General features: G+C 69.5%; 24 protein-coding genes. 13 read left to right on the forward strand and 11 right to left on the reverse strand.

Going from position 1 to position 24619, the window contains the following annotated elements; all coding sequences use genetic code 11:
* The first annotated feature begins 7 nt into the window (after positions 1-7).
* Complete coding sequence (locus tag AC0HS0_RS05200; RefSeq protein WP_472962203.1) at positions 8-718, forward strand: TetR/AcrR family transcriptional regulator; 711 nt, start codon at positions 8-10, stop codon at positions 716-718.
* A gap of 6 nt (positions 719-724) precedes the next feature.
* Here the strand turns inward: AC0HS0_RS05200 and AC0HS0_RS05205 are convergent, their stop codons facing one another.
* The 7 genes from AC0HS0_RS05205 to AC0HS0_RS05235 form a co-directional block, all read right to left on the reverse strand.
* Positions 725-1465 (reverse strand): hypothetical protein, encoded by a 741-nt coding sequence (locus AC0HS0_RS05205; RefSeq protein ID WP_472962204.1) that lies wholly within the window; start codon positions 1463-1465, stop codon positions 725-727.
* Between the two features lie 210 nt (positions 1466-1675).
* A complete protein-coding gene (locus AC0HS0_RS05210; protein WP_472962206.1) occupies positions 1676-2920 on the reverse strand; it encodes a glycoside hydrolase family 1 protein in 1245 nt (414 codons plus the stop codon).
* Positions 2917-3768: a fumarylacetoacetate hydrolase family protein gene (locus AC0HS0_RS05215; RefSeq protein ID WP_472962209.1), complete on the reverse strand. Its 852-nt coding sequence runs from the start codon at positions 3766-3768 to the stop codon at positions 2917-2919. Before AC0HS0_RS05215 ends, AC0HS0_RS05210 begins: the two co-directional genes overlap by 4 nt.
* Positions 3765-4634 carry a fumarylacetoacetate hydrolase family protein gene (locus AC0HS0_RS05220; protein ID WP_472962212.1) on the reverse strand — a complete coding sequence of 290 codons (870 nt, stop codon included), beginning with the start codon at positions 4632-4634 and terminating at the stop codon, positions 3765-3767. Before AC0HS0_RS05220 ends, AC0HS0_RS05215 begins: the two co-directional genes overlap by 4 nt.
* Before the next feature lie 37 nt (positions 4635-4671).
* Positions 4672-5454 carry an SDR family NAD(P)-dependent oxidoreductase gene (locus AC0HS0_RS05225; RefSeq protein WP_472962213.1) on the reverse strand — a complete coding sequence of 261 codons (783 nt, stop codon included), beginning with the start codon at positions 5452-5454 and terminating at the stop codon, positions 4672-4674.
* 26 nt (positions 5455-5480) lie between these two features.
* Positions 5481-6275: an SDR family NAD(P)-dependent oxidoreductase gene (locus tag AC0HS0_RS05230; RefSeq protein WP_472962215.1), complete on the reverse strand. Its 795-nt coding sequence runs from the start codon at positions 6273-6275 to the stop codon at positions 5481-5483.
* A 110-nt stretch (positions 6276-6385) separates the two neighbouring features.
* Positions 6386-7273, reverse strand: coding sequence for an alpha/beta hydrolase fold domain-containing protein (locus tag AC0HS0_RS05235; protein WP_472962217.1), 888 nt, complete (start codon positions 7271-7273; stop codon positions 6386-6388).
* 36 nt (positions 7274-7309) lie between these two features.
* On the opposite strand from AC0HS0_RS05235, the gene AC0HS0_RS05240 reads away from it, so the two are divergent.
* Positions 7310-7861: a carboxymuconolactone decarboxylase family protein gene (locus AC0HS0_RS05240; protein ID WP_472962219.1), complete on the forward strand. Its 552-nt coding sequence runs from the start codon at positions 7310-7312 to the stop codon at positions 7859-7861.
* A gap of 48 nt (positions 7862-7909) precedes the next feature.
* On the forward strand, positions 7910-8686 hold the full coding sequence (locus tag AC0HS0_RS05245) for an IclR family transcriptional regulator (protein ID WP_472962221.1): 777 nt from the start codon (positions 7910-7912) through the stop codon (positions 8684-8686).
* A 21-nt stretch (positions 8687-8707) separates the two neighbouring features.
* On the opposite strand, the gene AC0HS0_RS05250 is transcribed toward AC0HS0_RS05245, so the two are convergent.
* The gene (locus tag AC0HS0_RS05250; protein WP_472962222.1) at positions 8708-9520 is read right to left on the reverse strand and encodes an alpha/beta hydrolase fold domain-containing protein; all 813 of its coding nucleotides are present in this window, start codon (positions 9518-9520) and stop codon (positions 8708-8710) included.
* A gap of 156 nt (positions 9521-9676) precedes the next feature.
* Between AC0HS0_RS05250 and AC0HS0_RS05255 the strand changes: the two genes are divergently transcribed.
* From AC0HS0_RS05255 to AC0HS0_RS05295, 9 genes are all read left to right on the forward strand, one after another.
* Positions 9677-10573 (forward strand): LysR family transcriptional regulator, encoded by an 897-nt coding sequence (locus AC0HS0_RS05255; protein ID WP_472962224.1) that lies wholly within the window; start codon positions 9677-9679, stop codon positions 10571-10573.
* A 142-nt stretch (positions 10574-10715) separates the two neighbouring features.
* Positions 10716-11273 (forward strand): quercetin 2,3-dioxygenase, encoded by a 558-nt coding sequence (locus tag AC0HS0_RS05260; protein WP_472962226.1) that lies wholly within the window; start codon positions 10716-10718, stop codon positions 11271-11273.
* Between the two features lie 73 nt (positions 11274-11346).
* Positions 11347-12900: an ABC transporter substrate-binding protein gene (locus AC0HS0_RS05265; RefSeq protein ID WP_472962229.1), complete on the forward strand. Its 1554-nt coding sequence runs from the start codon at positions 11347-11349 to the stop codon at positions 12898-12900.
* Positions 12901-12955: 55 nt separating this feature from the next.
* The gene (locus AC0HS0_RS05270) at positions 12956-13897 is read left to right on the forward strand and encodes an ABC transporter permease (RefSeq protein ID WP_472962231.1); all 942 of its coding nucleotides are present in this window, start codon (positions 12956-12958) and stop codon (positions 13895-13897) included.
* Complete coding sequence (locus tag AC0HS0_RS05275) at positions 13894-15966, forward strand: dipeptide/oligopeptide/nickel ABC transporter permease/ATP-binding protein (protein ID WP_472962233.1); 2073 nt, start codon at positions 13894-13896, stop codon at positions 15964-15966. Before AC0HS0_RS05270 ends, AC0HS0_RS05275 begins: the two co-directional genes overlap by 4 nt.
* Positions 15963-16838, forward strand: coding sequence for an ATP-binding cassette domain-containing protein (locus tag AC0HS0_RS05280; RefSeq protein WP_472962235.1), 876 nt, complete (start codon positions 15963-15965; stop codon positions 16836-16838). Before AC0HS0_RS05275 ends, AC0HS0_RS05280 begins: the two co-directional genes overlap by 4 nt.
* Positions 16839-16859: 21 nt before the next feature.
* Positions 16860-17696, forward strand: a complete 837-nt coding sequence (locus tag AC0HS0_RS05285; RefSeq protein WP_472962237.1) for a nucleoside hydrolase — start codon at positions 16860-16862, stop codon at positions 17694-17696.
* Positions 17697-17740: 44 nt separating this feature from the next.
* Positions 17741-18247 carry a MarR family winged helix-turn-helix transcriptional regulator gene (locus tag AC0HS0_RS05290; RefSeq protein ID WP_472962238.1) on the forward strand — a complete coding sequence of 169 codons (507 nt, stop codon included), beginning with the start codon at positions 17741-17743 and terminating at the stop codon, positions 18245-18247.
* A 74-nt stretch (positions 18248-18321) separates the two neighbouring features.
* Positions 18322-19728 (forward strand): MATE family efflux transporter, encoded by a 1407-nt coding sequence (locus AC0HS0_RS05295; protein ID WP_472962240.1) that lies wholly within the window; start codon positions 18322-18324, stop codon positions 19726-19728.
* 91 nt (positions 19729-19819) lie between these two features.
* Here the strand turns inward: AC0HS0_RS05295 and AC0HS0_RS05300 are convergent, their stop codons facing one another.
* A complete protein-coding gene (locus tag AC0HS0_RS05300; RefSeq protein ID WP_472962242.1) occupies positions 19820-20083 on the reverse strand; it encodes a DUF1905 domain-containing protein in 264 nt (87 codons plus the stop codon).
* Between the two features lie 334 nt (positions 20084-20417).
* On the opposite strand from AC0HS0_RS05300, the gene AC0HS0_RS05305 reads away from it, so the two are divergent.
* On the forward strand, positions 20418-23336 hold the full coding sequence (locus AC0HS0_RS05305; protein ID WP_472962243.1) for an alkaline phosphatase family protein: 2919 nt from the start codon (positions 20418-20420) through the stop codon (positions 23334-23336).
* A 220-nt stretch (positions 23337-23556) separates the two neighbouring features.
* Here the strand turns inward: AC0HS0_RS05305 and AC0HS0_RS05310 are convergent, their stop codons facing one another.
* Positions 23557-23775: a hypothetical protein gene (locus tag AC0HS0_RS05310; RefSeq protein ID WP_472962244.1), complete on the reverse strand. Its 219-nt coding sequence runs from the start codon at positions 23773-23775 to the stop codon at positions 23557-23559.
* A 52-nt stretch (positions 23776-23827) separates the two neighbouring features.
* On the reverse strand, positions 23828-24613 hold the full coding sequence (locus tag AC0HS0_RS05315; RefSeq protein ID WP_472962245.1) for a CDP-alcohol phosphatidyltransferase family protein: 786 nt from the start codon (positions 24611-24613) through the stop codon (positions 23828-23830).
* Between the last annotated feature and the right edge of the window lie 6 nt (positions 24614-24619).

The raw sequence follows: 24619 nt of genomic DNA on the forward strand, positions 1-24619 counted from the left end.
TGAACGCATGGCGACCGAAGCACCCGCGACGCCCACGACCCACGACGAAGGGGCACCGTCGAAGGCGACCCGACGCGGCAGCTACGCCGTCGGCCGCGCCCGGCGCGAGCAGATCCTCGACATCGCCACCGAACGCTTCGCGCAGTCGGGCTACTCGGCGACCTCTCTGGCGGTCATCGCCCAGGACGTCGGCCTCACGACGCCCGGCCTGATGCACCACTTCCCGTCGAAGCAGCACCTCCTGCTCGCGGTCGCGGAGCGCCGGTTCGACCTGGCCGCCCAGCTCGCGGAGACGGCACCGGCCGACACCGACGGCCTCGGCCCGTTGCGGCTGATGCTGCGCATGTCGGCGATGTTCGCCTCCCAGCCGGGCCTGATGGAGCTGTTCGTGCTGGTGTCGTCGGAGGCCGCCGATCCGACGAGCCCGGCCCACGACCTCTACGCAGCCCGCTACGAACGCGTCATCGGCGAGCTCGAGACGCTCTTCCACGCGTCGGTGGAGGCGGGCCACCTGCGAGCCGACGTGGACTACCGCGCGGTCGCCCGCGAGTGCATCGCCCTCGCCGACGGACTCCAGCTGCAGTGGGTGCTGTCGCGCGGCGGCATCGACCTGGTCGCGCTCACCCGGAGCAGCCTCGAACGCCTCGCCCCGACCATCCTGGTCTCCGGCGAGCGCGTCGCCCTGTCGGCGCCGCCGACCCCGCGGGCAGCCGAATAGTCCGAACTAGAGCAGAAGCGCAGAAGTGTCCGATAGCGGGCAACGGGCGATCAACGCCGCCACCCGGCTGTGCTCAGTCAGCCATCCCCGTAGACCTGTGTCGACGAACCCGCCGAGTTCGAGAAGAGTCTCGTGCGCGCCCGTGACCGAGATTCGAAGGACACCGCCGTCCTGACGGCGTCCACCCGCGAGCGGGACTCCCCAGATGATGTGCTCGTGGTGAGCGATCCGGTTGCGAAGGGCTTGAACGCGTCGCGCCGCGGCCTCGACGCGCGCACGCTCGAGGTCCTGCACGTTCGGAAAGGCCGCGCGAAGAGCCGGCTTCCACAGCACGGTGTCATAGATCCGCCGCTCCCGCGCCGGCTCGAGCCCTTGGTACCCTCCGCGCCCGAGGATCTTGACCCAGAATCCGAACATCAGCGTGGCGACGAGCTTGCCGTGAACGACGTCCGGTTTCGCCGCGAGTTCACGAAGTCGGCCGATCCGCCACGCATCGTCGATCAGCCGAAGCGCATCATCATCCAGAAGGTCTGTACGGCGGAACCACTGCAGGCCGTGCGCAGCCGAGAGCTCGCGCGCCATGGCGGACCGCATTGCCACTTCGACGACCGCGAGATCGTCGAAGACGGCCAACGCGATCGCGCTGGCCCAGCGATAGAGGGTGATTCCGTCCACATCCGTGCCGGCGCATGCGATGTCGTATCGCTCGATCCGCGCCGAGGGAATCGTCGCTCGAAGCCTGTCCATGACGCCCTTCTTGCGTCGCGGAATCGCTTTCCCTAGGCTTGAGGCCATAGCCCCCGACGCAGCGCACGAGAGTGTGACGGTCGGGGTTCCTTTTTGTTCGCAGGCCCGTTCTCGTTCGCCGTGGTTCGACGCATGTCGATAACAAATATTTCACGACTGATGCGTTCTCACCGGTTCACAGAGATGCGTGTTGCAGAGGAACCAGACGATTCAGTGCCGCCCCTGCGTGCGCGCCACCTCCCCGAGCCAGTGGGCACTCTGCTTCGGGGTGCGCTCCTGGGTGGTGCGGTCGACGGCGATCAGGCCGAACTTCGGCCGGTAGCCGAAGATCCACTCGAAGTTGTCGAAGGCCGTCCACGCGATGAAGCCGCGCACGTCGATGCCGTCGGCGAGACAGGCCTGCACGCCCGCGAGCGCCACGCGGAAGTACTCGACGCGCTGGGTGTCGTCCTCCGTGGCGAGACCGTTCTCGGTGACGATCACGGGCACGCCGGCGATCGCCGCCGCCTCCCGGATGGTGGCCTCCAGCGCCTGCGGGTAGATCTCCTCGCCCATCTGGTTCGTGGCGACGCCCTCGGGCGCAGGGGCCAGGCCGTCGGCGTCGTAGACCGTCCGTCCGTAGGTCTGGATGCCGACGAAGTCGTCGTCCCGGGAGGCCTCCAGGAACCGCTCGTTGACCTCCCGACGCACGCGGTCCGCGCGCTCCTCTCCGCCGGGAGCAGCCTGGATGTCGGAGTTGGCGAGCGTCCAGCCCACCGGGATGCCGGGCTTGGCCGCCCGGATGACGTCGCGGGCGGCACGGTGGGCGGCGAGCTTCACGTCGAACCCGGCCTCGGAGACCGTGAACTGGAAGGGCGCCACCCGTGCCGCGTCGATGCCGAGGCGTTCGGCGGCCGCCGCCCAGAGCGGCACGGCCGCGCGGTGCTCAGGAGGCTCCCCTCCGATGCCGAACGACCGCAGCAGCCAGGCCAGGTTCGGCTCGTTGAGCGTGCACGCGACGTCGATGAGATCTCCGAGGTGATCCATGACGCGCTCGCAGTAGCGGGCGAAGAGGGCGGCCGTCCGCTCGTCCTCCCAGCCGCCGGCGGCGAGCAGCCAGCGCGGGCTGACGAAGTGGTGGAACGTCACGACCGTGGTGAGACCGTGGTCGCGGCAGGCCTCCAGCATGCGGCGGTAGTGGTCGAGCTCCGCGTTGGAGAACTCCCCCTCCTCCGGCTCGATACGCGCCCACTCCAGCGAGAACCGGTAGCTGCCGAACCCGAGCTCCGCGATCAGCCGGATGTCGTCGCGGTAGCGGTGGTAGTGATCGATCGCGTCGCCCGACGGCTCGGCGAAGATCGTGCCGGGCAGGTGCTCGAGGAACCAGACGTCGCTGTTGACGTTGTTCCCCTCCACCTGGTGGCCGGCGGTGGCGACTCCCCACAGGAAGCCGTCGGGGAATGCGCTCTCGGTCATGCGTCGCTCCGTTTCGTGAATCGTGTCGTGATGGCGCCGATGCCCTCGATCGCGCTGATGAGGGTCTCTCCCGGCTGCAGGAAGCGCTTCGGGGTCCGGGCGTTGCCGATTCCCGACGGAGTGCCCGTGAAGACCAGGTCGCCCGGCAGCAGTGTCACGACCTCCGACAGCCGGGCGATCAGCTCCGGGATGTCGTAGATCATGCGCGAGGTGCGCGACTGCTGCATCGGCTCGCCGTCGAGTTCGCACGAGATCGCGAGGTCGGCGGGCTCGGAGAGCTCATCGGGCGTGACCAGCCACGGCCCCGTCGGCGAGAAGCCCGGATGCGACTTCGCGAGCCCGAACTGGGGGCGCACGCCCTCCAGCTGGGCCACCCGCTCCGAGAGGTCCTGGCCCACGGTCAGGCCGGCGACGTGCGACCACGCGTCGTCGCGGGCGATGCGGTGGCCGCCGACGCCGATCGCCACGACCAGCTCGACCTCCCAGTCCACATTCCCGTCCGGAAGCTCCACGGTCGCGTCGGCGCCGGTGAGGCTCGACGGGAACTTCGTGAACGTCACCGGGAGGCTGTCCGGCGGGTAGCCGGCCTCGTCGGCATGCTCGCGGTAGTTGACGCCGATCGCGAAGACCTGGGGAGGTCGCGGCACGGGCGGCCCGAGCAGGGCCCTGTCGACGACCGCGGTGCCGGCGGCGTCGAGCGTCGACGCCCACGACCGGAAGGCCTCCCAGTCCGCGAACGCCGTCATCGGGTCCGGCCCGAACCGCCCCTGCGACGCGGTCGCGACATCCGTCGCCCTCCCGTCGGGGTGGACGACCGATGCCCGTCCGTCGAGGTTGGCCAGCCTCACCAGTCGACCTTGGCCGGCGCCGGGACGCCGTGGGCGTCCTGCCAGCTGACCACCGGGTTGCGCAGCGTGCCGACGCCCTCGATCTCGGCCTCCACGACATCGCCGGGCCGCAGGTAGAAGTCGAACGGGTTCTCCTGGATGGCCGCGACACCCGAGATGGTGCCGGTGGTGATGATGTCGCCCGCGCTGTAGATCTGCGGCGAGTGGTACGCGACCAGGTGAGGCAGCGTGACCAGCATGTTGTCGGTGTTGCCGCGCTGGCGGACCTCTCCGTTGACGCGCAGCTCCATGGCGAGCTTCTGCGGGTCGTCGATCTCGTCTTTGGTGACGATCCAGGGGCCGATCGGGCAGAACGTGTCGATGCCCTTGCTGAACGAGAAGACGCCCGACTTCATCTCACGGCGCTGGATGTCGCGCGCCGTGATGTCGTTGAACACGGTGAACCCGGCGATGTGGTCCCAGGCCTCGTCTGGGCTGAAGAACTTGCCCGGCTTGCCGAGGATGACCGCGAGCTCCAGCTCGTAGTCGAGCTCCGAGGTGAGGTGCTCCGGATAGACGATCGGGTCGTCCGGGCCGATGATCGCGTCGACGTTCTGGAAGAAGACGATGCCCTTGTGCACCGGGTGCGACCAGTTGACCTTCTGCAGCTCCTCGTGGTGAGCGGCGAAGTTGCCCGCGGTGTGGAAGAACTTCTTCGGGACGATCGGCGCGCGCAGCCGCACGTCGGCGAACGGCACGACCTCCCCGGTCTCGCCGACCCGTCCCTCCGCCTCGAAGAACGCCTTGGTGGAGGGGATGTCGAGCTCGACGACGTCGTCGCCGTCGATGCGGCCGACCCGGCCCTCGTCGAAAGTGATGAGCTTCATGTGTCGTGTTCCTTATCTCTGGAGGAGGGCCGGCGGATCAGGCGCCGACCATGTTGAAGCCGCCGTCGGCGAGCATGTAGGCGCCGGTGATGTGGGAGGCGTCATCGCTGGCGAGGAAGAGCGCGGTGCCGGCCACGACCTCGGGGGCCGGGATCGTGCCGAGCGGCGTCTGCGAGATGAGCTTCTCGCGGCGGCCGCCCTGCCAGTCGGGGCGCGCGAGGGTCGCCTCGGTCTCCATGAACCCGGGCGCGAAGATGTTCACCCGCACGGCCGGCGCGAGCGCGGCCGCGTACGACTTGGTGATACCGAGGAGGGCGTACTTGCCCGCGGCGTAGACGGGGGCTCGGGCGCTGCCGCGAACGATCACGGTCGAGCCGATATTGACGATCGCGCCGTGGCCCTGCTCGACCATCCGGCCGCCGAACTCGTGCACCATCGTCAGCGTGCCCTTGACGTCGACGTCGACCACCCGGTCGAGCGTCTCGGGGGTGAGGTCGCGCCACGACATCAGGTCGGTGGCCACGTCGCCGACGTTGTTGACGAGCACGTCGAGAGTGCCGACCGTCTCGAACACCTCGTCGCGCAGCCGCTTGACCTCCTCCCAGTCGGAGATGTCGGCCTGCACGACGAACGCTTCGCCGCCGAGCGCCTCGATGCGCTCGGCCGTGCGGCGGGCCCCGGCCTCCGACCGGTTGTAGTGCACGCCGACGCGCGCGCCCTCCTGGGCGGCGCGCACGGCGATCTCGGCGCCGAAGCCGGTGCCGGCCCCGGTGACGAGCACGGTCTGCCCGGCGAAGCGGGGGAAGATCTGTGCGTTCATTCGATGTCCTTTCCGTGGGCTACCGCTCAGACGAGCGTGCGGCCGCCGTCGATGTAGAGCACGTGGCCGGTGATGAAGCCGGCCTGTCGGGAGGCGAGGAAGAGCACGGGGCCGGCGATCTCGTCGGGCGTGCCGAGGCGTCCGGCCGGCACCTGGCGCTCGAGCTTCTCGCGGTTGCCGTGCTCGGAGAGGTGACCGCTGGTCAGCGGCGTCTCGACGTATCCCGGTGCCACGGCGTTGACGGTCACGCCGTCCTTCGCCCACTCGCGCGCCATCACGCGGATGAGTTGGTTGATGCCTCCCTTGGAGGCGGCGTACGGCCCGTGGTTCTCGTGCGCGAGCAGGCCGGAGACGCTCGACAGCGCGACGATGCGCCCGTGGCCCTGCTCCGTCATCCGGCGGCCTGCGGCCTGGCCGAGCGCGAAGAGGGTGGTCAGGTTGACGTCGATGATGCGTTGCCACTCGTCCGCGCTGAACTCGAGCAGCGGGCGGCGGTCGTTGATGCCGACGCTGTGGAGGACGACGTCGAGACCGCCGAGGGTCTCGATCGCGTGCTCGACGACCGCCGCCGCAGCGCCGTGCGCGGTGAGGTCGGTGGCGAGCGTGCGTCCGCCCCGGCCTCCGAAGGCCGGGTCGGAGTCGAGCTCGCGGAGGCGGCGCTCGTCACGGTCGACGATGAGCACGTTCGCGCCGGCGTCGAGGAACCGCACCGCGCAGGTGGTGCCGATGCCGCCGGCGCCGGCGATGACGACGCGCGCGCCGTCGAGGCCGAGCCAATCGGCGCGCGCCGGGATCTCGCCCGTGATGGTCTGGATCGTCATCGCGACCTCCTCACTTCTTCGTGTGTCTCGTAGCGCACTTCATTTGATGAAAGTGGCTTTCGTGAGATGAATTTACGCCGGTCGATCGGCGCTGTCAAACACGGCGCGCCTCACCCGAGCTGTCGGAGCATCGCGGCCAGAGCGGCGACGGCAGCCGGGTGGCCCGGCTCGTTGAGGAAGCCGTGCAGCGCGCCAGGCGCGCGGATGACCGTGGTGTCGACACCGGCGGCGATCAACTCGCCCGCGAAGACCTCCGCCGAACTCCGCAGCCGATCCCGCTCGGCCGTCAACAGCAGCGTCGGCGGGAGGCCTGCCAGTCCGCCGCCCGCCGGGAACGCGTACGGGTCGGTCGGGTCGGCGCCGCCGAGATAGTTGGCGGCGATGGCCGCCGTGGCCTCGGGCGGGAACGTCAGCGCCGCCGGCACGCCGACCAGCGCCGCCAGCAGCGAGGCATCCGGTGTCGGGAGGTCGGCGTGGAGCACGGGGTACGCCAGCAGCAGTGCGCAGGGTGCCGCCTCCCCTCGGTCGCGGAGCCGCAGTGCCGCGCCGGCGGCGAGGTTGCCGCCCGCGCTCGCCCCGCCGAGCGCGATGCGGGCCGGGTCGACGCCGAGTTCGCCGGCCTGCGCCACCACCCGGTCGAAGGCGGCGACCGTCTGCAGCGAGGCGACGGGGAAGGGTGCGCGCGGGTCGTCTCTCGCCCGGAAGACCTCGGCCGGATCAGGCAGGCCCGCGACCTCGTCCAGCCCGTCGAACTCCTCCGGCCCAGGGAGTCCCGCCGCGCCCTCCAGGGACGCGAGCGTGTAGTCGACGGAGGCGACGGTGACGCCGTTCGCGGCGAGCTCGGTCGCCACCCCGTGCGCCTCCGGCATGTCCAGATCGCCGAACATGAACGCACCGCCGTGCAACCAGACGACGGCAGCGCCCGACGGTTCCTGCGGGCGGTAGAAGCGCAGCCCGAAGTCGAAACCGGCCTCACGGAGTACAATGACATCATTCATTCTTCAAAACTCACTTTCGTTGATCGGAAAACTGTGATGGCTCGCATTCCCGCCCTCGTGCCGGCGCAGCTCGATGGCGACCAGACGGCGCTCTACGCGCGCATCGCCGGAGGACAGCGCGCGCAGGGTCCGCAGCACTTCGCACTCACGACGGCCGAGGGCGCGCTGCGCGGGCCGTTCAACGCGTTCCTGCTCGCGCCCGCCCTCGGCGACGCCGTGCAGAACCTCGGGTCGGCCCTCCGATATCGGGGCGCACTGCCCGACCGTGCCCGCGAGATCGCGATCCTCCTGGTCGCAGCCCACTGGCGCAGCGCCTTCGAGCGGGAGGCGCACGAGGGCGTGGCCCGGGCCTCCGGCCTCGCCGACGGCGAGCTGGAGGCGCTGCGTTCGGGCCGCATCGAGGGGTTCGCCGGGGCGGAAGGCCTGGTCGCGCGCACGACCGTCGCGCTGCTCGCCGGCGACCTCGACGACGGAGGCTGGCGGGAGGCCGAAGCGGCGATCGGCGGCGCCGGCGTCTTCGAACTCAGCACGCTCGTCGGCTATTACGGAATGCTCGCCCTGCAACTGCGGATCTTCCGTGCCGACTGACGAGGCCCGGTTTGCATCGCCCGATCCCCTGAGATACGGTTTCACTCCATGAAAGCCCCCGCCGGCAACCGCTATCGCATCGAGGCCCTCGCCAAGGGGCTGGATGTGCTGAGCCTGTTCGACGAGACGACCACCTCGCTGAAGCTCCGCGACATCAGCGATCGCACCGGCATCCCGATGCCGACCGCGTTCCGCGTCGTGGCGACCCTCGAGGAGGGCGGCTACCTCGAGCGGTCCGCCGACGGCGCCATCCAGCCCGGGGTCGCGGTGCTCACCCTCGGCTCGGCCGCGCTCCGCGGCTCCAGCCTCGTGCAGCTGAGCGAGCAGCCGCTGCGGCAGCTCGCCGAGACGACCGGCGAGACCGTCAACCTGGGAGTGCTGCTGCGCGACCAGGTGCTGTACCTGGCGCGCATCCGCAACACCGACCTCGTGACAGCGAACATCCAGGTGGGCTCGACGCTGCCCGCCGCCTTCACGTCGATGGGCAAGCTGCTGCTCTCGTACCTCGACACAGCGGAGCTGCGCGAGCTGTACGCAGACGCCGACTTCGCGGGCGGCGGGCCCAACGCCGCGCACTCGGTGAGCGAGTTGGAGGCACGGCTCGCGACCATCCGCCAGCAGGGCTACGCCCTGCAGGACGAGGAGGTCGCCCCCGGCCTGCGCTCGGTCTCGGTGCCCGTGTTCGGGCGCGACGCCCGGCCGGCGGCGGCGATCAACATCGCGGTCAACACCACCCGGCACGACCTGGCCTCCCTGCGCGGTCCCCTGCTGGAGCAGGCGCGGGCGACCGCCGGCGACATCTCCCTGCGGCTGCGCTCGGCCTGACAGCGATCGAGGCGCGGGCGGTCATCGGAGCACGCGCGCGCAGAAGGCGATCGCCGCCTCCAGAAGTGCGTCGCGGTCCACGTCGCCCTGCCAGAGGTGCCCCGCGCCGGGCACGAGCGTGAGCTCGACCGACGCGCCGACCCCGGTGAGCGTCGCCGCGAACAGCTCGCTCTGCGAGTGCGGCACCGCCTCGTCGGCGAGCCCGTGGGCGATCAGCGTCGGGGGCGCGCCCGGCCGCACCTGGTGCCGGGGACTCGCGGCGCGCACTCGGGCGGGGTCGGCAGCGACCGTGTGCCCGAGCCAGCCGGCCTCCCGGGACGTCGGGTCGTCGGACTGCCCGAGCGCCGAGGCGAGTGCCTCCAGGTCGGACGGCCCGTACCAGTCGACCAGCCCGCTCACGCCGGAGCCCGGCTCGAGCGCGACGAGAGCGGCGAGCGTCGCTCCCGCGGACTCGCCCCAGAGCGCGACCCGGGAGGCGTCGACGCCGAGCTCGTCGGCGTGCGCCCGCAACCATCCCAGCGCAGTGCGCACGTCCTCCACCTGCGCGGGGAAGACCGCCTCTCCGCTCAGCCGGTAGTCGACCGAGGCGACGGCCAGGCCGGCCGACGCTATGCGCTCGAACGGAGTCGGGGCGTCGCGCATCGTGGGAACGAACGTCTCGCGATCCCCCGCCCGCCAGCCGCCGCCGTGCACGAAGACCACCAACGGAGGCGGCGAGCCGAGCGGGCCCGCCGTCGGGGGGAGGTGCAGGTCGAGCTCTGACCCTCCGTCGGAGAACACGTGCCGGGCGACCACGGTCGGCGGTTCGGGATTCATGGTGTGGTCCAGCGGCATCGGGGCGCTCTCCTCGTCGAGTCGGGTCCTCAGCAGCCTGAGCGCTCGCAGGCCGGAAAGCCAGTACGTCTTCCCTACTCACCGATAGGCGCGTCCTCATATCCGGGATTAGTGTGTGCCTAACGATCAGTGCCGATCCCGTCGACAGGACTCCCCATGGACGTGCCCATCCACACCCTGCGCTACTTCTGCGTCCTCGCGGAGGAGCTCCACTTCACCGCGGCCGCTACCCGGCTCAACATCGCCCCGCCGTCGCTCAGCCAGCAGATCTCCCGGCTGGAGTCGACCGTGGGGGAACCGCTGTTCGATCGCGCCCACCGAGCGGTGCGGCTCACCGAGGCGGGCGAGCAGCTGCTGCCCCACGCACGCCGCGCCGTCGATGCGCACCGCGACGTCATCGACTGGATCGACGAACGGCACAGCACGCCTGCACCCGTGCTGCGAATCGGTGTGGTCGCCGCCGGCGCCGGACCGCTCACGTCTCGCGCCATCGCCAGCGCCGTGCAACGCATCCCCGGCGTCCGGCTCGAGATGCGCAAGGTCGGCTTCTTCGACCCGCAGGCCGAGCTCGTCGCAGGCCGGGTGGACGCGGTGTTCGCTCCCGCGCCGCTCACGATCGACGAGGAGGCGATCACCGCCACGCCGCTGTGGACCGAGCCGCGGGTGCTGGTGACACCGGCCGACCATCCCCTCGCGGAGCGGGAGAGCATCGGCATCGACGAGACCAGGGACGAGACGTTCATCGCCGTGTCCGGAGGGGACCCGCGGGCGGTCGCGTGGTGGCTCGTGGACCCGCGGCCCGACGGGAGCCACCCGCGCGTCGGCCCCGTCGCGCAGGACATCGACGGCATCCTGGCGCTGGTCGGAGCCGGCATGGGCGTGAACATCGCCGCGGCGTCGGCGGCCACCCATTACCGCCGGGCCGAACTCGCGTTCGTACCGATCAGCGACATCGAGCCGGCGACGATCCTGCTGTGCACACGCCGGCGCCGCGAACCCGTCGTCGCCGCCTTCGTGGAGGTCGTCGAGACCGAGGCACGCGCTGTCGGATGACCTCCTAGAAGAACATCCCTCCTCCCGTCGCGAACGCGTTCATGAGGCCGCGCCTATCGCTGGGTAGGGAAGACGTACTGGCTTTTCCCCTCTGCGAGCGCTCATTCTGCTGAGAACGCAACTCGATGAGGAGATTGACCTGATGTCACTGGACGAGACCACCAAGCCCGGTCGCCACCCGCACGCCGGCATCCTGCCCGGCACCCCCGAACCGTTCTTCCTCGACAACGGGGAGGGCGAGAAGAGCGTGGTGTTCGACACGCTCTTCACCGTGCTGCTGACCGGCGACGAGACCGAAGGCCAGTACGACGTCTTCACCACGGAGGGGAACGCCGGCGACATCATCCCGGCGCACATCCACCCCTACACGCACGAGATCTTCTTCATCATCGACGGAGCCGTGCACCTGTGGATGGATGACGAGAAGGGCTTCAAGGAGGACCGCGTCCTGCAGACCGGCGCCTTCGGCTACGTGCCGAAGGGCACCATTCACGCCTTCCGCATCGAGTCGACGGCGCGCGTGCTCGGTGTGAGCACGGGAGGCTTCGCCCGCTTCTTCCACGCGATGGGCACCCCGACCACCAAGCCGGGCATCCCGCAGCCGTCGGAGTTCTATGCGCCATCGTTCGACCAGATGCGCGCGGCCGGCGAGCTGTACGGCACGGTGTTCCGGCCGGACTACAACTTCCTCGACGACTGACCCGCGCCATAACCCCCGCACCACGGTTCGCCAGCAAGCCCCCACCTAGCAGCACCGATCATTGGAGATCACCTTGTCCCGAATCACCTCCCGCGTCCTCGCGGTCACAGCGGCTGTGACCGTCGCCGCACTGACACTCACCGCCTGCTCCGGCTCGTCTTCCGCCGGAGGTCACGTCGACACCTCGAAGCTCGTGATCGGGCTCGACTCCGACCAGTCGCCTCTGGGCTACGACCCGCTGCGGTACGGCGCCGGCCAGCGCATGTTCTTCGAGGGCATGTACGACTCGCTCTTCAAGCTCGACCAGTCGGGCAAAGTCGTTCCCGACCTCGCGACGAAGGAGTCGTACAACGCCGACAACACGAAGCTGACGCTCACGCTGGACACGAACGCGACGTTCAGCGATGGCAGCAAGGTGTCCGCCGAGCTCGTCAAGCAGAACCTGGACGCGCGCGACAACCCGAACCTCTCCGCCTACAGCGGCTTCGCCAAGGGAGGGTCGACGGAGATCACGGATGTGGCCGTCGTCGACGACCACACCGTCACGATCAGCTTCGCCGCCCCGCAGCCCGGTTTCGACGCCAACCTGGTGTTCCCTGCCGGCGTCATCGTCGGCGCAAAGGCTGCCGCCGACCGGAGCAGCCTGGACAAGGCCCCCGATGGCTCCGGCCCTCTCGAGCTCAACGCGAGCAAGTCCGTGAAGGGCAACACCTACGTCCTGGTGAAGAAGAAGGGCGCCGCGGCCGCCAAGTCGTACCCGTTCGACTCCTACGAGTTCAAGATCATCCTGGACCCGCAGGCGCGTGTGAACGCCGCCATCTCCGGTGAGGTCGACACCGCCTTCATCACCGCGGACACCCAGGACCAGGTCAAGTCCGCCGGCGTCGGGCTCGTCGCCAATGGCGGCACCATCATGAACCTCCTGCCGTTCGACAAGAACGGCACGCTGGCGCCGCAGTGGGGCGACCCCCGGGTATGGAAGGCCCTTTCGATCGCCATCGACCGCAACGCCTACGTGAAGGCTGTGCACAAGGGCGACGTCCCGACGGCGAACGCGCTCCCCAAGGACAGCGCCGGCTACATCCCCTCGCTCGAGAAGGACTACGCATACGACCCGAAGGAGGCCAAGAAGCTCCTGGCCGAAGCGGGATATCCGAACGGCTTCTCGTTCGACTTCGTGATCGGCGCGGGCAGCCAGCGCGATCTGGAGGCCATCCAGCCGTACTGGAAGGCGATCGGCGTGACGGTCAACCTGAAGAACTCGGCTTCGACCGAGGAGACCTTCGCGGCGGTCAAGAACACGCCCATCGGCGGCCCGATCGCGATGACGTGGACGAACCCCGCTGGGAATGTCTTCGGTGCCCTCTTCGGCTTCGCGAACGCGCACAACGCGAAGAACGATCAGATCCAGGCGGCGATGGGCGCCTTGGGTTCTGCGGGCACCGACCAGAAGAAGCAGGCGGCCGCTCTGCAGGAGCTGAACAAGTCGATCGTCGAGTCGGGCTGGCTGATCCCGCTGTTCGAACAGCTCGCGCCGTGGGCCTACGACAAGAACAAGCTGAAGACGCCCACCTTCCCGGGCGCCGACACCTTCCCCCTCCTGGCGTCGCTGACGCCCGCATCCTGATCGCGGCCCTGGTGCCGTCCGCCTCGGACGGCACCAGGGCTCCGAGGAGCCAACGATGATCCTCTTCGTACTCAAGCGCATCGCCTTCGCGATCCTCACCCTGCTGGTGGCGACCGCCATCGCGTTCGTGCTCGTCCACCTCTCCGGTTCCACTCCCGGCGGCGTCGCCCTCGGGAACACCGGCACGAACGCCCAGATCCATGCGTACAACGTCAAGGCCGGCTGGTACGACCCGTGGCCCGTGCAGTACGTCACGTGGCTCGGCCAGGTCCTCCACGGCAACCTGGGCACTTCGCTCATCGACGGTCGTGACATCGGCGACGACATCGCCAAGCGGCTGCCGGTCACAGCTGCCCTGGCGGTGTTCGGCACGCTCCTCGCCTGCACCGCGGGCATCGTCCTCGGCGTGCTGGCGGCAGTCCGTCGCGGATCCGTGGACCGCGGCATCACGACCGTCTCCGGTGTGCTGCTCTCGGTTCCGCCCTTCTGGGTGGGAGTGCTCCTGGTCTTCGTCTTCGCCGTGCAGCTCCGGATCCTCCCCGCCACCGGGTTCGTCCCCTTCTCGGTGAATCCGAGCGCCTGGGCGCGGTCTCTCGTGCTCCCGGTGCTCACCATCGCGATCACCTCGCTCGCCGGCATCGCCCGGCAGACGCGCGCGTCGATGTCCGACGTGCTGACGCAGGAGCACATGCGCAGCCTCCGGGCGCTCGGCACCCCCACCAACCGGATCATCTACGTGCACGCGCTGCGCGGTGCGAGCCTGCCGATCCTCGCCAACATCGGGATCATGTTCATCGTGCTCTTCGGCGGGTCGGCCGTGATCGAAGTCCTCTTCGCCCTGCCCGGTATGGGCCAGGCCATGCAGTCGGCTGTCGGATCCGCCGACCTCCCGTTCGTCCAGGCTCTGGTCCTCGTCGCGACGCTCGTCGTGGTCGTCGTGAACCTCGTCCTCGAACTCCTCACCCGCGCCCTCGACCCGAAGCTGCGTGCATCATGACACCCTCCACCACGGCCATCGCCCTCCCCCGTCGTACGGAGCGCCGACTCGGGCGCCGCATCCTCCGCTCGCCGTGGGCGGTCGTCGCGAGCCTCTGGCTGATCGTCCTCGTCCTCGCTTCGCTGACCTCACCGCTCTGGCTGCGTTACGGCCCCCTCCAGCAGGACCTGAGCGCCGTCCTCCAGGGCCCGTCGTTCGCCCACCTCCTCGGGACGGACGAACTCGGCCGCGACATCCTCTCCCGCCTCGTGACCGCCACTGCACCGACGCTGCTCGTCGCGCTGATCACGCCGATCGTCGCCATCGCGATCTCCATTCCGATCACGCTGTGGGCGTCGCGGCGCGTGCGCGTCGAAGGCGTGACCAACCGGGTCGCCGAGATCGTCCTGTCGCTGCCGGGAACGGTGATCATCCTCGCGGTCATCGCCGCAGTCGGCACCAACATGCCCGTAGTTATGGGCATCTTCGGCGTCATCCTCTTCGGCGCTCTCTACAAGGTCTTCTTCGGCCAGTCCAAGTCCCTGCACCAGCAGCTCTACGTGGAGGCCGCGGCGATCGACGGCGTCAAGCCGATGAGCGCCAGCATCCGCCACGTCCTGCCCAACATGTCGTCGACGATCATCGTGCAGTTCGTGCTCCTCTTCGGCGTCGCGATCGGCCTCCAGGCCGGACTCGCATTCATCGGGCTCGGACCGCAGCCCCCTGCGCCGACCTGGGGCGGGATGATCCAGACAGCGTCGAAATACCTCTTCCAAGACCCGTGGATGATGATTCCCACGGGTGGCATCCTCGCCCTCACACTCATCGCAGCGAACACTCTCGCGGACACGCTCGGCGGCGGCGCATCGACTCCGCCCTCCCTCATCTCCCTGCGGCGCAGGAGGAGCCTCGCGCCCAGTGCGCCGTCCTCCCAGGACCTGGAGGAAGCCTCGGCACTCGCGCCGTCGGAGGCGATCATCGCCACCGCGCCGGTCGCCCCCATCATCGACCTCGGCCACGGCTCGGGTGCGGCCGATACGCCCGAGCGCGGCCCGGCCTCGCCGCCCGCGGCCGATGGTGAGCTCATCGTCACCGACCTCGTGATCGGTGTGGACGACGGCGCGGCGCTCGTGACCGGAGTCTCGCTGCACGTCCGGCCCGGCACCGTCGTCGGGCTCGTGGGCGAGTCGGGATGCGGTAAGAGCGTGACCTCCTACTCCATCCTCGGCCTCCTGGCACCGGGGCTGTCCGTCCGATCCGGCTCCATCCGCTGGGGCGGCCTCGATCTCGCCCGCGCGGACGAGAAGGTGCTCCAGCGGGTGCGCGGTCATGAGATCGCGTTCATCTCGCAGGAGCCCACCCGGGCGCTCGACCCGATGTTCACGGTGGGCTGGCAGCTGACGGTCGCCATCAAGCGTCTGCGTGGCGTGGGCAAGGCGGAGGCCAAGCGGATCGCGGCCCAGCTGCTGACCGACGTCGGCATCCTCGACGTGCCCCGGGTGCTGAAGAGCTACCCGCATCAGATCTCCGGCGGGATGGCGCAGCGGGTGGCGATCTCGCTCGCGCTGGCCGGCCGCCCCAAGCTGCTGATCGCGGACGAGCCAACCACCGCCCTCGACGTCACCGTCCAGGCAGAGATCCTCGCGCTCCTCCGCGGACTCGTGGCCGAGCGCGACATGTCCGTCATCCTGGTCACACACGACCTCGGGGTCGTCGCCGATCTCTGCGACGAGGTCTCGGTCATGTACGCGGGCCAGATCGTGGAGTCGGGATCTGTCCGGGAAGTGCTCCTCGAACCAGAACACCCGTACACCATGGCTCTGCTGGCCGCCGACCCGCACGCAGCGGTGACACGTGAGGACACGACCCGGCTGGCGTCGATCCCGGGCCAGGTCCCCGCTCCCGCCCAGTGGCCGACCGGGTGCCGGTTCGCCGATAGATGCCGATTCGCCAGGGCCGAGTGCAGAACCGCCATCCCGCTGGAGCCCCGGGCCGAGGGCGGTGGGGCGGTCCGCTGCATCCGGCGGGACGAGGTCCGCGGCCGGCAGGACGTCTGGCTCGCGCCGACACGAACGGAGGGCGCAGCATGAGCATCCAGGCGGAGCCGCTCGTCGCAACGACGACCGCGCATGACCACCCCCTGCTGGAGGTCAGGAACCTCGTCGTCCGCTATGGCAGGAACAGCACGCCGGCGGTCGACGATGTCTCCTTCACGATCGCCCAGGGCGAGACGCTCGGACTGATCGGCGAGTCGGGGTCGGGTAAGACCACGATCGGCCGAGCGATCCTCGGCCTGATCCCTGTCACCAGCGGGCAGATCCTGTTCGACGGGCATGACGTCACGCGCGCCACGGCAGCTCAGCGCCGCGCGTTGCGCGGCGACCTGCGAGCGGTCTTCCAGGATCCCTATTCCTCTCTCGATCCACGGCAGACCATCGGGCAGGCGATCGTCGAGCCCTTGCGCGTGGCCGGCACACCGAAAGCGGACAGGTCCGCGCGAGTCGCGGCCGTGCTGGACGCGGTCGGCCTCCCGGCCGCCTCACACGCCCGCTACCCGCGCGAGTTCTCGGGAGGGCAGCGGCAGCGCATCGCGATCGCCCGCGCCCTCATCACCGATCCACGACTCGTCGTCTGCGACGAGGCGGTCAGCGCCCTCGACCTGTCGACGCAGGCGCAAGTCCTCAACCTCCTCGCTTCCCTGCGCGAGCGAGCGGACCTGGGCTACTTGTTCATCGCCCACGACATGGCCGTCGTCGAATTCCTGGCGCAGCGTGTGGTCGTCCTGTACCGGGGAAAGGTCGTCGAGGAGGGCGTCACGGCTGACGTCATCCGCAACCCGCGGGAGCAGTACACCCGCGTGCTCATGGCCGCGTCGCCGGTGCCCGACCCGGACGAGCAGGCCCGACGACGAGAGACCTGGCGGGAGCTCCGCTCCCTCAGCCTCCGCGATCGACCGGCGTGACCGACGTAAGGGAGAACAGAGATGACCTGGCAGCTCAGACGGCGACATGACCTGCTGATCGACAACGACTGGGCGGGCGACCCCGACGGGCTCGCCGCCCTGGCGCACCACCTCCTCTCGCCGAGCGACGAGGTCGTGGCCGTGACGAGTTCGGCGCTCAACGCCTTCTTCGAAGACCCCACAGGGACGGCGGCGAAGGGCGCTCTGCTCGCACGCGAGCTGGCGACGCTCGTCTCGCCGGCGACGGCTCCTCGCTTCGCCGCCGGGCGCGATGCGGGGTTCGCTCCGGGCGCGGACCTGACCGCGGCCGAAGAGCTCATCATCGAGACCGCCACCCAGCCGCGCGATGAGAAGCTGCTCCTGATCTCTGGGGGGCCTCTGACGAACATCGCGGGCGCGCTGAGCGCTGCCCCCGAGATCATCGATCGCGTCGCCCTCCTCTGGGTCGGCGGAGCGCTCGAAGCCGGTGCCTTCGAGTACAACCGCGACACCGACCCGGAGGCGCACCGGTTCGTGTTCTCCCTGGCCGAGCTCGAGATCGTGCAGTTCCCACTGGAGGTGTACCGGTCGATCGCGCTCTCCGTGGCGGAGCTCGAGTACCGCCTGACCGGGTCGGGTCCGGTGGGCCAGTGGCTCTGGGAGCGTTACCGCGACCTCGACATCCCCGAGGGCGTGGACCTCCTGCCGACGTGGCCGCTCGGCGATTCCTGTCCCCTGATCCTGAGCGCGTTGGGCGACGCGACGACGACCTACGCACGACTTCCGTCGAGCGAACGGCACCGCACCTGCACCGCGCTGGACGGACGGCTGGTCATCGAGGACATGTTCGCGCGGCTGATGCTGCACAGCCGGCCATGATCGGGATGTTGACAGTTTGAACTCTAACTATTAGAGTTCTAACTATGACATCGAGGATCGACCGGTTGACCGAGCTCGTCCGCAGCGTCGCCTTCGCGGGGCGCGCGGCGGCCGAGGAGTGGGTGCGCGACAGCGGGCTCACCCGTCAGCAGGCGTTCACGCTCGGCTACCTCGAGCAGAACCAGCATCGCGACGTGATCGCCCGCGAGCTGGCCGAGATGTCCGGCACCACCGCCGCCAGCGTCACCAGCCTCCTGCAGGGGCTGGAGGAGCGCGGCTACGTCACCCGCACGTCGTCGCCGAACGACGCCCGGATCAAGATCGTCCGCGTCACCGCGGACGGCGCGCGGGTCGTCGCCGGGTTCGACGAGTCGATGGCCACCGAGCAGCGCAAGCTGTTCGACGCCCTCGACGCCGACGAGCAGGATCAGCTGATCGCGCTGCTCGAGCGGGTGGTGGAGGCCGATCCTTCGATCGCAGATCCGTCCGGTCCGGCCCCATCCCGCACGGGCCCGTCCCGCACAGCGCCCCCGTCCGGTCGCCGCCGCTGACGCGGCCGACCCACCGCCGCACTCCGCACACTTCACCTCTTTCTCAGAACCGTTCACGGAACGGAGGCCCCGTCATGTCCTCGAACCGCCACTATCTCTCGTCCGCGCCGATCTGGCGCTCGCTGGTGCACCTGGGCGTGCCCATGATCGCCGGCTTCTCAGTCGGCAGCGTCTACAACATCATCAACGCCGGCTTCGTCGGCTCGCTGCACTCCACTCCCCTGCTCGCAGCGCTCACCTTCTCGCTGCCGGTGTTCGCGCTCCTCATGGCGATCGGCGGCGTCTTCGGCGTGGGCGGTGGCACCTACGTGTCCCGCCTGCTCGGATCGCAGGAGCAGGAGGGCACCGACACCGCAGCCGCGGCCGATCGGATCAAGCAGGTGTCGTCGTTCACCCTGTGGGGCGCGCTCATCGCCGGTGCGGTGATCGGCGTGGTCGGGCTGGTCTTCGCCACTCCGCTGGCCATCGCGGTCGGCGCGACCGGAGCCTCCGTCGCGCCGACCGCCCTCTACATCGGCGCGATGTGCGCCTTCACCCCGGTCTACGTCGCCGCCTTCGCCCTCGAGCAGCTGGTGCGCTCGGAGGGCGCCGCCGTGGCCTCCATGACCGGGCTGATCGCCTCCACCATCGCCAACCTGCTGTTCGACGTGCTCTTCATCCTGCTGCTCGGCTGGGGCGTCCTCGGCGCGGGCATCGCGCTCGGGCTCTCCAACCTGGTCACCGTCGGCTACTACGTCTGGTGGCTGACCAAGCGCAGCGAGACGATCTCGCTCGCACCACGCCGCTTCCGCGCCGACCGCGAGATGCTCACGACCGTGTTCGGCGTAGGCGCCTCGGAGCTGCTGATGTCGTCGTTCCTCATCGTCACGACACTCGTCATGAACTGGATCGCGATCGGCTACGGCGCCTCCCTGCTGGCCGCGATGGGCGTGGCCCTGCGGATCTCGCAGCTGCCCGAGATGATCTGCATGGGGGTCTTCATGGGTGCGATCCCGCTGTTCGCCTACGCCTTCGGCGCACGCGACCACGGCCGGCTGAAGAAGGCGATCACCGGCAGCGCGATCGCCATCGCGGGGATCACCGCGGTCTTCTCGACCATCGTGTTCCTGTTCCGGGACCAGGTCTTCGCCCTGTTCAGCGCCGACCCGTCGGTCATCGCCGACGGCACGCTGATCCTCACCGCCATGCTCGTCTCGACCCTGTTCAACGGGTTCACCGGCTTGATCATCGCGGTCTTCCAGGCGACGGAGCAGATGCGCAACGCGACCATCATGTCGGTGGCGCAGGGTGTGCTGTTCATTCCGATCGTGCTGCTGGCCGACACGCTGTTCGGGATGGGCGGAGTGATCTGGTCGATGACCGTCACCGAGGCGATCTGCTTCGCCGTCGGCGCCGCGCTGTTCGCCCGCTCCCGCCGAGCGCTCGCCGCGCCCTCCCCGGAGGCCAGTGCCCAGGCCGAGGAAGCCCTCACCGCCGCGTGACCACCCAGACGTGAGTAATCGCGGGAATCCGAGCTCGGATTCCCGCGATTACTCACGTCTCGGCGCTCGAATGCGACCCAGGAGGCGTGGCTCAGCGGTCGGGGTCGACGACCAGCTCGACCTCGATCTCGTCGCCGGCGCCGCGACCGGTGTTCTTGCGGGTCTCGGCGTTGAACGAGACCAGGTAGCGGCCTCCCATCACGCCGATCGTCGTCTTGTACGTGTAACCGCCGTCGATGGTCACCACGACGGGGACGCGCTTGCCGCGATCGAAGCCGAGCACGACCTCCTCGGGGACGACGATGCCGACGTTGTTGCCGCCGGTGGACTCGAGAACGGTACGGAAGACGGTCATCGGACCTCCAGCGTCAGGGTGAAGCGTCGGGATGAGGACGCAGCGAGCCTACCCCCGCGCCCGCCTGAGAGTCCGTACAGACCGGCCGAGGCCCCTCGTCCGGAGTTCACCTTGGCTTCCCGCCTCCCACCAGGGATGCGGGCCGTCGGCACGCCGTCCGCGCGCGGCGGCCGTAACCCGTGATTCATGAACCGTTTGGTTGACCCCCTCCCGGGGGTCACACCAGTGTCGTGGCTGTGGCCTCCCTATGAGGTCGCTCAACCGGTCGGGACGCCCTCGCAACGTGCCACCGGTCTGCCTTCTCACCACATCATCTCGGGAAAGGTCTCGGCAGATGCACGGCAACACCCCCCGACCCCAGAAGCCAGGACGCACGACGTCCGGCCGGCGTCGCCTCTTCACACTCTCCACACGGCAGCGCGTCATCGCGGTGACCGCGACCACCTGCGCGCTCGCCCTCCTCGGCGGCGGGATCGCCACCGCCTCGACCATCGCGTTCGGCAATCATCAGGTCGGCCAGGACTACCCGAACGGCGAGCAGGTCTCCGACAACCAGCTCATTCAGCCCGTCGGCACCCGCTTGATGACGCCCTTCGGAAAGCTGATGGGGTCCACCGTGAGCCCCGACGGCCGTTATCTCGTCGGCACGAGCACCGACCGCTCGGTCGACCTGCAGGTCTTCGACCTCGACTCGTACAAGCCGGTCGCCGCGGCCGGCACGCTCGCGGCGACGTCGTTCGCGACTGCAGCGTCCAACGCCGGCTACGGCGCCATGAAGTACCTCAAGATCACCGACGGCACCGTCGGTCAGGAGGGCCCCGTCTTCTCCCCCGATGGCAAATTCCTGTTCGAACCGGTCGCGACCGGGATCGTCCGCTACCCGTTCAACCCGGACGGGTCGCTCGGCGCCGGCACCCCGATCACCATCCCGAATTCTGCGGGCGGGCAGGAGGCACTGACCGCCGGGATGACGTTCTCGCCCGACGGATCCACCCTCTACGCCGCGGTGAACGGCCAGAACACGGTCGTCGCCATCGACCCGATCGCCGGCACGATCACGCGCACATTCGCCGTCGGCATCGCGCCGCGTCAGCTGACGTTCGTCGGCTCGCACCTCTACGTGTCGAACGAGGGAGGCCGCGAGGCCGTCGCCGGCGACACCACGATGGGCTCATACGGCACAGCCGTGCCGGCCGACACGAACCTGGGCACCACCACCTCCGGCACGCTCAGCGTCATCGACACCGCGAACCCGGCGACCGCCGTCTCGACGATCCCCGTGCAGTTGCACCCCACCGCCATGCATCTGGACGGCACGACGCTGTACGTGGCCAACACGAACAGCGACACGGTCTCGGTCGTCGAGACCCGCACCGGCACCGTCGTCCAGACCTTCGCGACCCAACCGTGGGCCTCCTCGAAGACCGGCTACGAGCCGACAGCGATCACTCAGCAGGGCGACCACCTGCTCGTGTCGCTCGGCCGCGCCAACGCCATCGCGGTCTACCGGATCGACCGTAAAGACCCCCGCGACCCGGCGAGCTTCATCGGCCTCCTTCCGACGGACTACTTCCCGGAGAACGTCACCGCGGTGAAGGGCAGCATCGTCGTCACGAACACCCGCGGCATCGACGCCCGCGGCCCCCTGCTGACGTTCAACAAGGGCCAGGGCACCACCCCGGCGACGGGTCACGGCACGCACGCGACCACGGCCTCCCTCACCAAGTTCGCGCTGCCGAGCGACAAGCAGATCCAGAAGTACACACCGACCGTGTTCACCCAGAACGGCTGGACCGGAAGCCCGCTTCAGCAGAGCCAGGGCGACCAGGGCGAGAACCAGGACAGCCAGGGTCAGGATCAGCCCGTCACCGCCATCCCGAAGCGGATCGGCGACCCGTCCCCGATCAAACACGTCTTCCTGCTGGTCAAGGAGAACCGCAGCTACGACCAGCTCTATGGCGACATGAAGCAGGGCAACGGCGACCCGACGCTGACGCAGTTCGGCGCGAAGGTCACGCCGAACCAGCACGCGCTCGCCAGCCAGTTCGGCCTGTACGACAACACGTACGACATCGGGACGAACTCCGCCGAGGGCCACAACTGGCTGATGCAGGGCGACAACCCGGCGTACACGGAGACCAGCGCTGGCGAGTACACCCGCTCGTACGACACGGAGGAGGACGTGCTGGGCCACCAGCGCTCGGGCTTCCTGTGGACCTCCGCGCAGTCCGCGGGCAAGACCGCGAAGAACTTCGGTGAGTTCGAGTACGGCGAGGGCAAGCCGGCCGGGGCGAGCTGGCAGCAGTACTACTGCACGGCGAAGGGCGTGATGGCGGGAGGCGATCCGTCGACCCTGTTCGACCCGTCGATCCAGCTGCACGCGAGTTCGGCCATCCCGTCGCTGAACGCGATCACCGACCCGAACGCCGCGCCGTTCGACCTCGCCGTCCCGGACATCTACCGGTACGAGACCTGGAAGCAGGACTTCGAGAAGAACGGTCCGTCGAACCTCAACATGGTCTGGCTCTCGAGCGACCACACGGGAGGCACAGCCGATCCGGAGGCGCAGGTCGCCGACAACGACCTCGCCGTCGGCAAGATCGTGGACGAGATCTCGCACTCGCGGTACTGGAAGGATTCGGCCATGTTCGTGGCGGAGGACGACACCCAGGACGGCGCGGATCACGTCGACGGCCACCGCGCCCCGATCCAGGTGATCAGCCCGTACGCGGCCCACGGCAAGACGGTGAGCACGTTCTACTCGCAGATCAACCTGGTGCGCACGATCGAGCAGATCCTCGGCGCGCAGCCGATGAATCAGAAGCTCGCCGCGGCCACGCCGATGACCGACGCGTTCACGAACAAGCCCGATCTGACCCCGTACAACGCGGTGACCAACCAGGTGCCGCTGACCGAAGGCGTCGTCACCGCGCCCGCGTGCGGGTACGACACCATGGGCGCGACGGGCGACGCTGCCAAGGCGATCGACGCCGCAGCTGCGAAGGCCGCGGAGGTTCCGCCGGCCGAGCAGGGCACGGCCGCCCAGTGGCAGAAGTGGGCGGGCAAGCAGCACTTCACCGGCACGGCCGGCCACCCGGCCATCCCGGACTACGACAACCCCCAGCTCATGAACCGCTGGACCTGGTACCAGACGCACCACTGGACGTCGCCGTACCCGGGGGACGCGAAGATCTACGGACCGGACGACGTTCCGGGGATCGCCGCCGGGTCGACGGATCACGACGATCAGTGAGCGTCAGCTGCTGAGCTCCTGACTCCGGGAGGCTCGTGGACGCCCTCATCCGTTGCGGATGAGGGCGTTCGCGTGTCGCGGACGCGGCCTACGGGTTCTCGTAGGTGCCGTCGAGTCGCGCACGGCCGAGTCGCGCAGTGCATGTCCGATGGGGTTCGGCATGGTGGTGCGGCCTCTCGGTCGGGAGCGGCGGGAACGGACCCACCGAACATACGACGCGCTACCTGATGTAAGACGCGTCAGGCCCGGTCTCCCCCGTGTTCTCGCGCGGCTGGTCGCGCAGCTCGCTGAGCTCGGCGACGGCACTCTCGATGGCGTCGAGCGCGAGCCGAACCGGCTCGATCCACGCGTCGGGCGACGCAGCGGTCGCTCCGGCCGCGGCGGCCAGTTTCGCGCGCGCGTCGCGGATGGCCTCTTCAGCCGTCTCCAGATTGTCCATGTCCGTATTCTCGCCCTGCCGTCGGCCACCGTCGAGGGGCACGTAAACGCCCTTATTCGCGCGTTTTGAGGGCGCTTACGTGCCCCGCGGCGGGCGCGGCGGGCGCAGCCGGCGCAGCGGGTGCGGCCGGCGCGCGACGCCGGTGCCGCACGAGCCAGACGGTGTCGCGCGTGAACGACTCCAGCAGCAGGGCGAGCGCCACCCCGACGAGCAGGCTGTCGGCACCGGGCAGGAGGCCGCTCGCCGCGACCGCCAGCGCGATGCCCGCGTACGCGGTCACGACCTTGCGCCAGTACCGGAACGGGAGCGTCGCCCTCATCCACGGCAGCGCCCAGCCGGCCACGACGAACGCGTAGCGCAGCCCCCCGATCGCGAGCACCCAGACCCCGAGCGACGGCGCGACGTACACGCTCAGCACCAGCAGGAGGAACGCATCCACCTCCATGTCGAACCGCGCGCCCAGCTCGCTCGTCGACCCGGTGCGCCGGGCGACCCAGCCGTCCACCGCGTCGAGGGCGAGCGCCGGCACCACGAGACCGACCAGCAACGCGACCGGGATCGGGTCGGTGAACGACGCGACGACGAGCCCGGTGATCACCCCCACCAGCGCCGAGCGCATCGACGTCACCATGTTCGCCGGCCCGAACCGCTCCGATCGGCGGCGCTGGAGGCCGCGGACGACGAGCGCGTTCGACACCGCTAGATAGGCCACGACGGCGAACCACCCGGAGGGCGGTAGGGGCGTCATCCACCACACCAGCTCGAGCCCTCCGGCGAGCAGCACCACCATCGCGCCCGCCCCGGCCCAGCCGATCGCCGCGAGTTGAACCCTTTTCACGTGCGC

This window comes from Leifsonia sp. PARNA 1/14 (genome assembly GCF_055720965.1).

Coding starts and splice junctions, on each gene's coding strand:
- AC0HS0_RS05310 (WP_472962244.1), bottom strand. CDS start 23,775: ATGGACAATCTGGAGACGGCTGAAGAGGCCATCCGCGACGCGCGCGCG.
- AC0HS0_RS05260 (WP_472962226.1), top strand. CDS start 10,716: ATGTCACTGGACGAGACCACCAAGCCCGGTCGCCACCCGCACGCCGGC.
- AC0HS0_RS05205 (WP_472962204.1), bottom strand. CDS start 1,465: ATGGACAGGCTTCGAGCGACGATTCCCTCGGCGCGGATCGAGCGATAC.
- AC0HS0_RS05275 (WP_472962233.1), top strand. CDS start 13,894: ATGACACCCTCCACCACGGCCATCGCCCTCCCCCGTCGTACGGAGCGC.
- AC0HS0_RS05235 (WP_472962217.1), bottom strand. CDS start 7,273: ATGAATGATGTCATTGTACTCCGTGAGGCCGGTTTCGACTTCGGGCTG.
- AC0HS0_RS05280 (WP_472962235.1), top strand. CDS start 15,963: ATGAGCATCCAGGCGGAGCCGCTCGTCGCAACGACGACCGCGCATGAC.
- AC0HS0_RS05245 (WP_472962221.1), top strand. CDS start 7,910: ATGAAAGCCCCCGCCGGCAACCGCTATCGCATCGAGGCCCTCGCCAAG.
- AC0HS0_RS05240 (WP_472962219.1), top strand. CDS start 7,310: ATGGCTCGCATTCCCGCCCTCGTGCCGGCGCAGCTCGATGGCGACCAG.
- AC0HS0_RS05220 (WP_472962212.1), bottom strand. CDS start 4,634: ATGAAGCTCATCACTTTCGACGAGGGCCGGGTCGGCCGCATCGACGGC.
- AC0HS0_RS05255 (WP_472962224.1), top strand. CDS start 9,677: ATGGACGTGCCCATCCACACCCTGCGCTACTTCTGCGTCCTCGCGGAG.
- AC0HS0_RS05200 (WP_472962203.1), top strand. CDS start 8: ATGGCGACCGAAGCACCCGCGACGCCCACGACCCACGACGAAGGGGCA.
- AC0HS0_RS05300 (WP_472962242.1), bottom strand. CDS start 20,083: ATGACCGTCTTCCGTACCGTTCTCGAGTCCACCGGCGGCAACAACGTC.
- AC0HS0_RS05305 (WP_472962243.1), top strand. CDS start 20,418: ATGCACGGCAACACCCCCCGACCCCAGAAGCCAGGACGCACGACGTCC.
- AC0HS0_RS05225 (WP_472962213.1), bottom strand. CDS start 5,454: ATGAACGCACAGATCTTCCCCCGCTTCGCCGGGCAGACCGTGCTCGTC.
- AC0HS0_RS05250 (WP_472962222.1), bottom strand. CDS start 9,520: ATGCCGCTGGACCACACCATGAATCCCGAACCGCCGACCGTGGTCGCC.
- AC0HS0_RS05230 (WP_472962215.1), bottom strand. CDS start 6,275: ATGACGATCCAGACCATCACGGGCGAGATCCCGGCGCGCGCCGATTGG.
- AC0HS0_RS05210 (WP_472962206.1), bottom strand. CDS start 2,920: ATGACCGAGAGCGCATTCCCCGACGGCTTCCTGTGGGGAGTCGCCACC.
- AC0HS0_RS05270 (WP_472962231.1), top strand. CDS start 12,956: ATGATCCTCTTCGTACTCAAGCGCATCGCCTTCGCGATCCTCACCCTG.
- AC0HS0_RS05285 (WP_472962237.1), top strand. CDS start 16,860: ATGACCTGGCAGCTCAGACGGCGACATGACCTGCTGATCGACAACGAC.
- AC0HS0_RS05295 (WP_472962240.1), top strand. CDS start 18,322: ATGTCCTCGAACCGCCACTATCTCTCGTCCGCGCCGATCTGGCGCTCG.
- AC0HS0_RS05290 (WP_472962238.1), top strand. CDS start 17,741: ATGACATCGAGGATCGACCGGTTGACCGAGCTCGTCCGCAGCGTCGCC.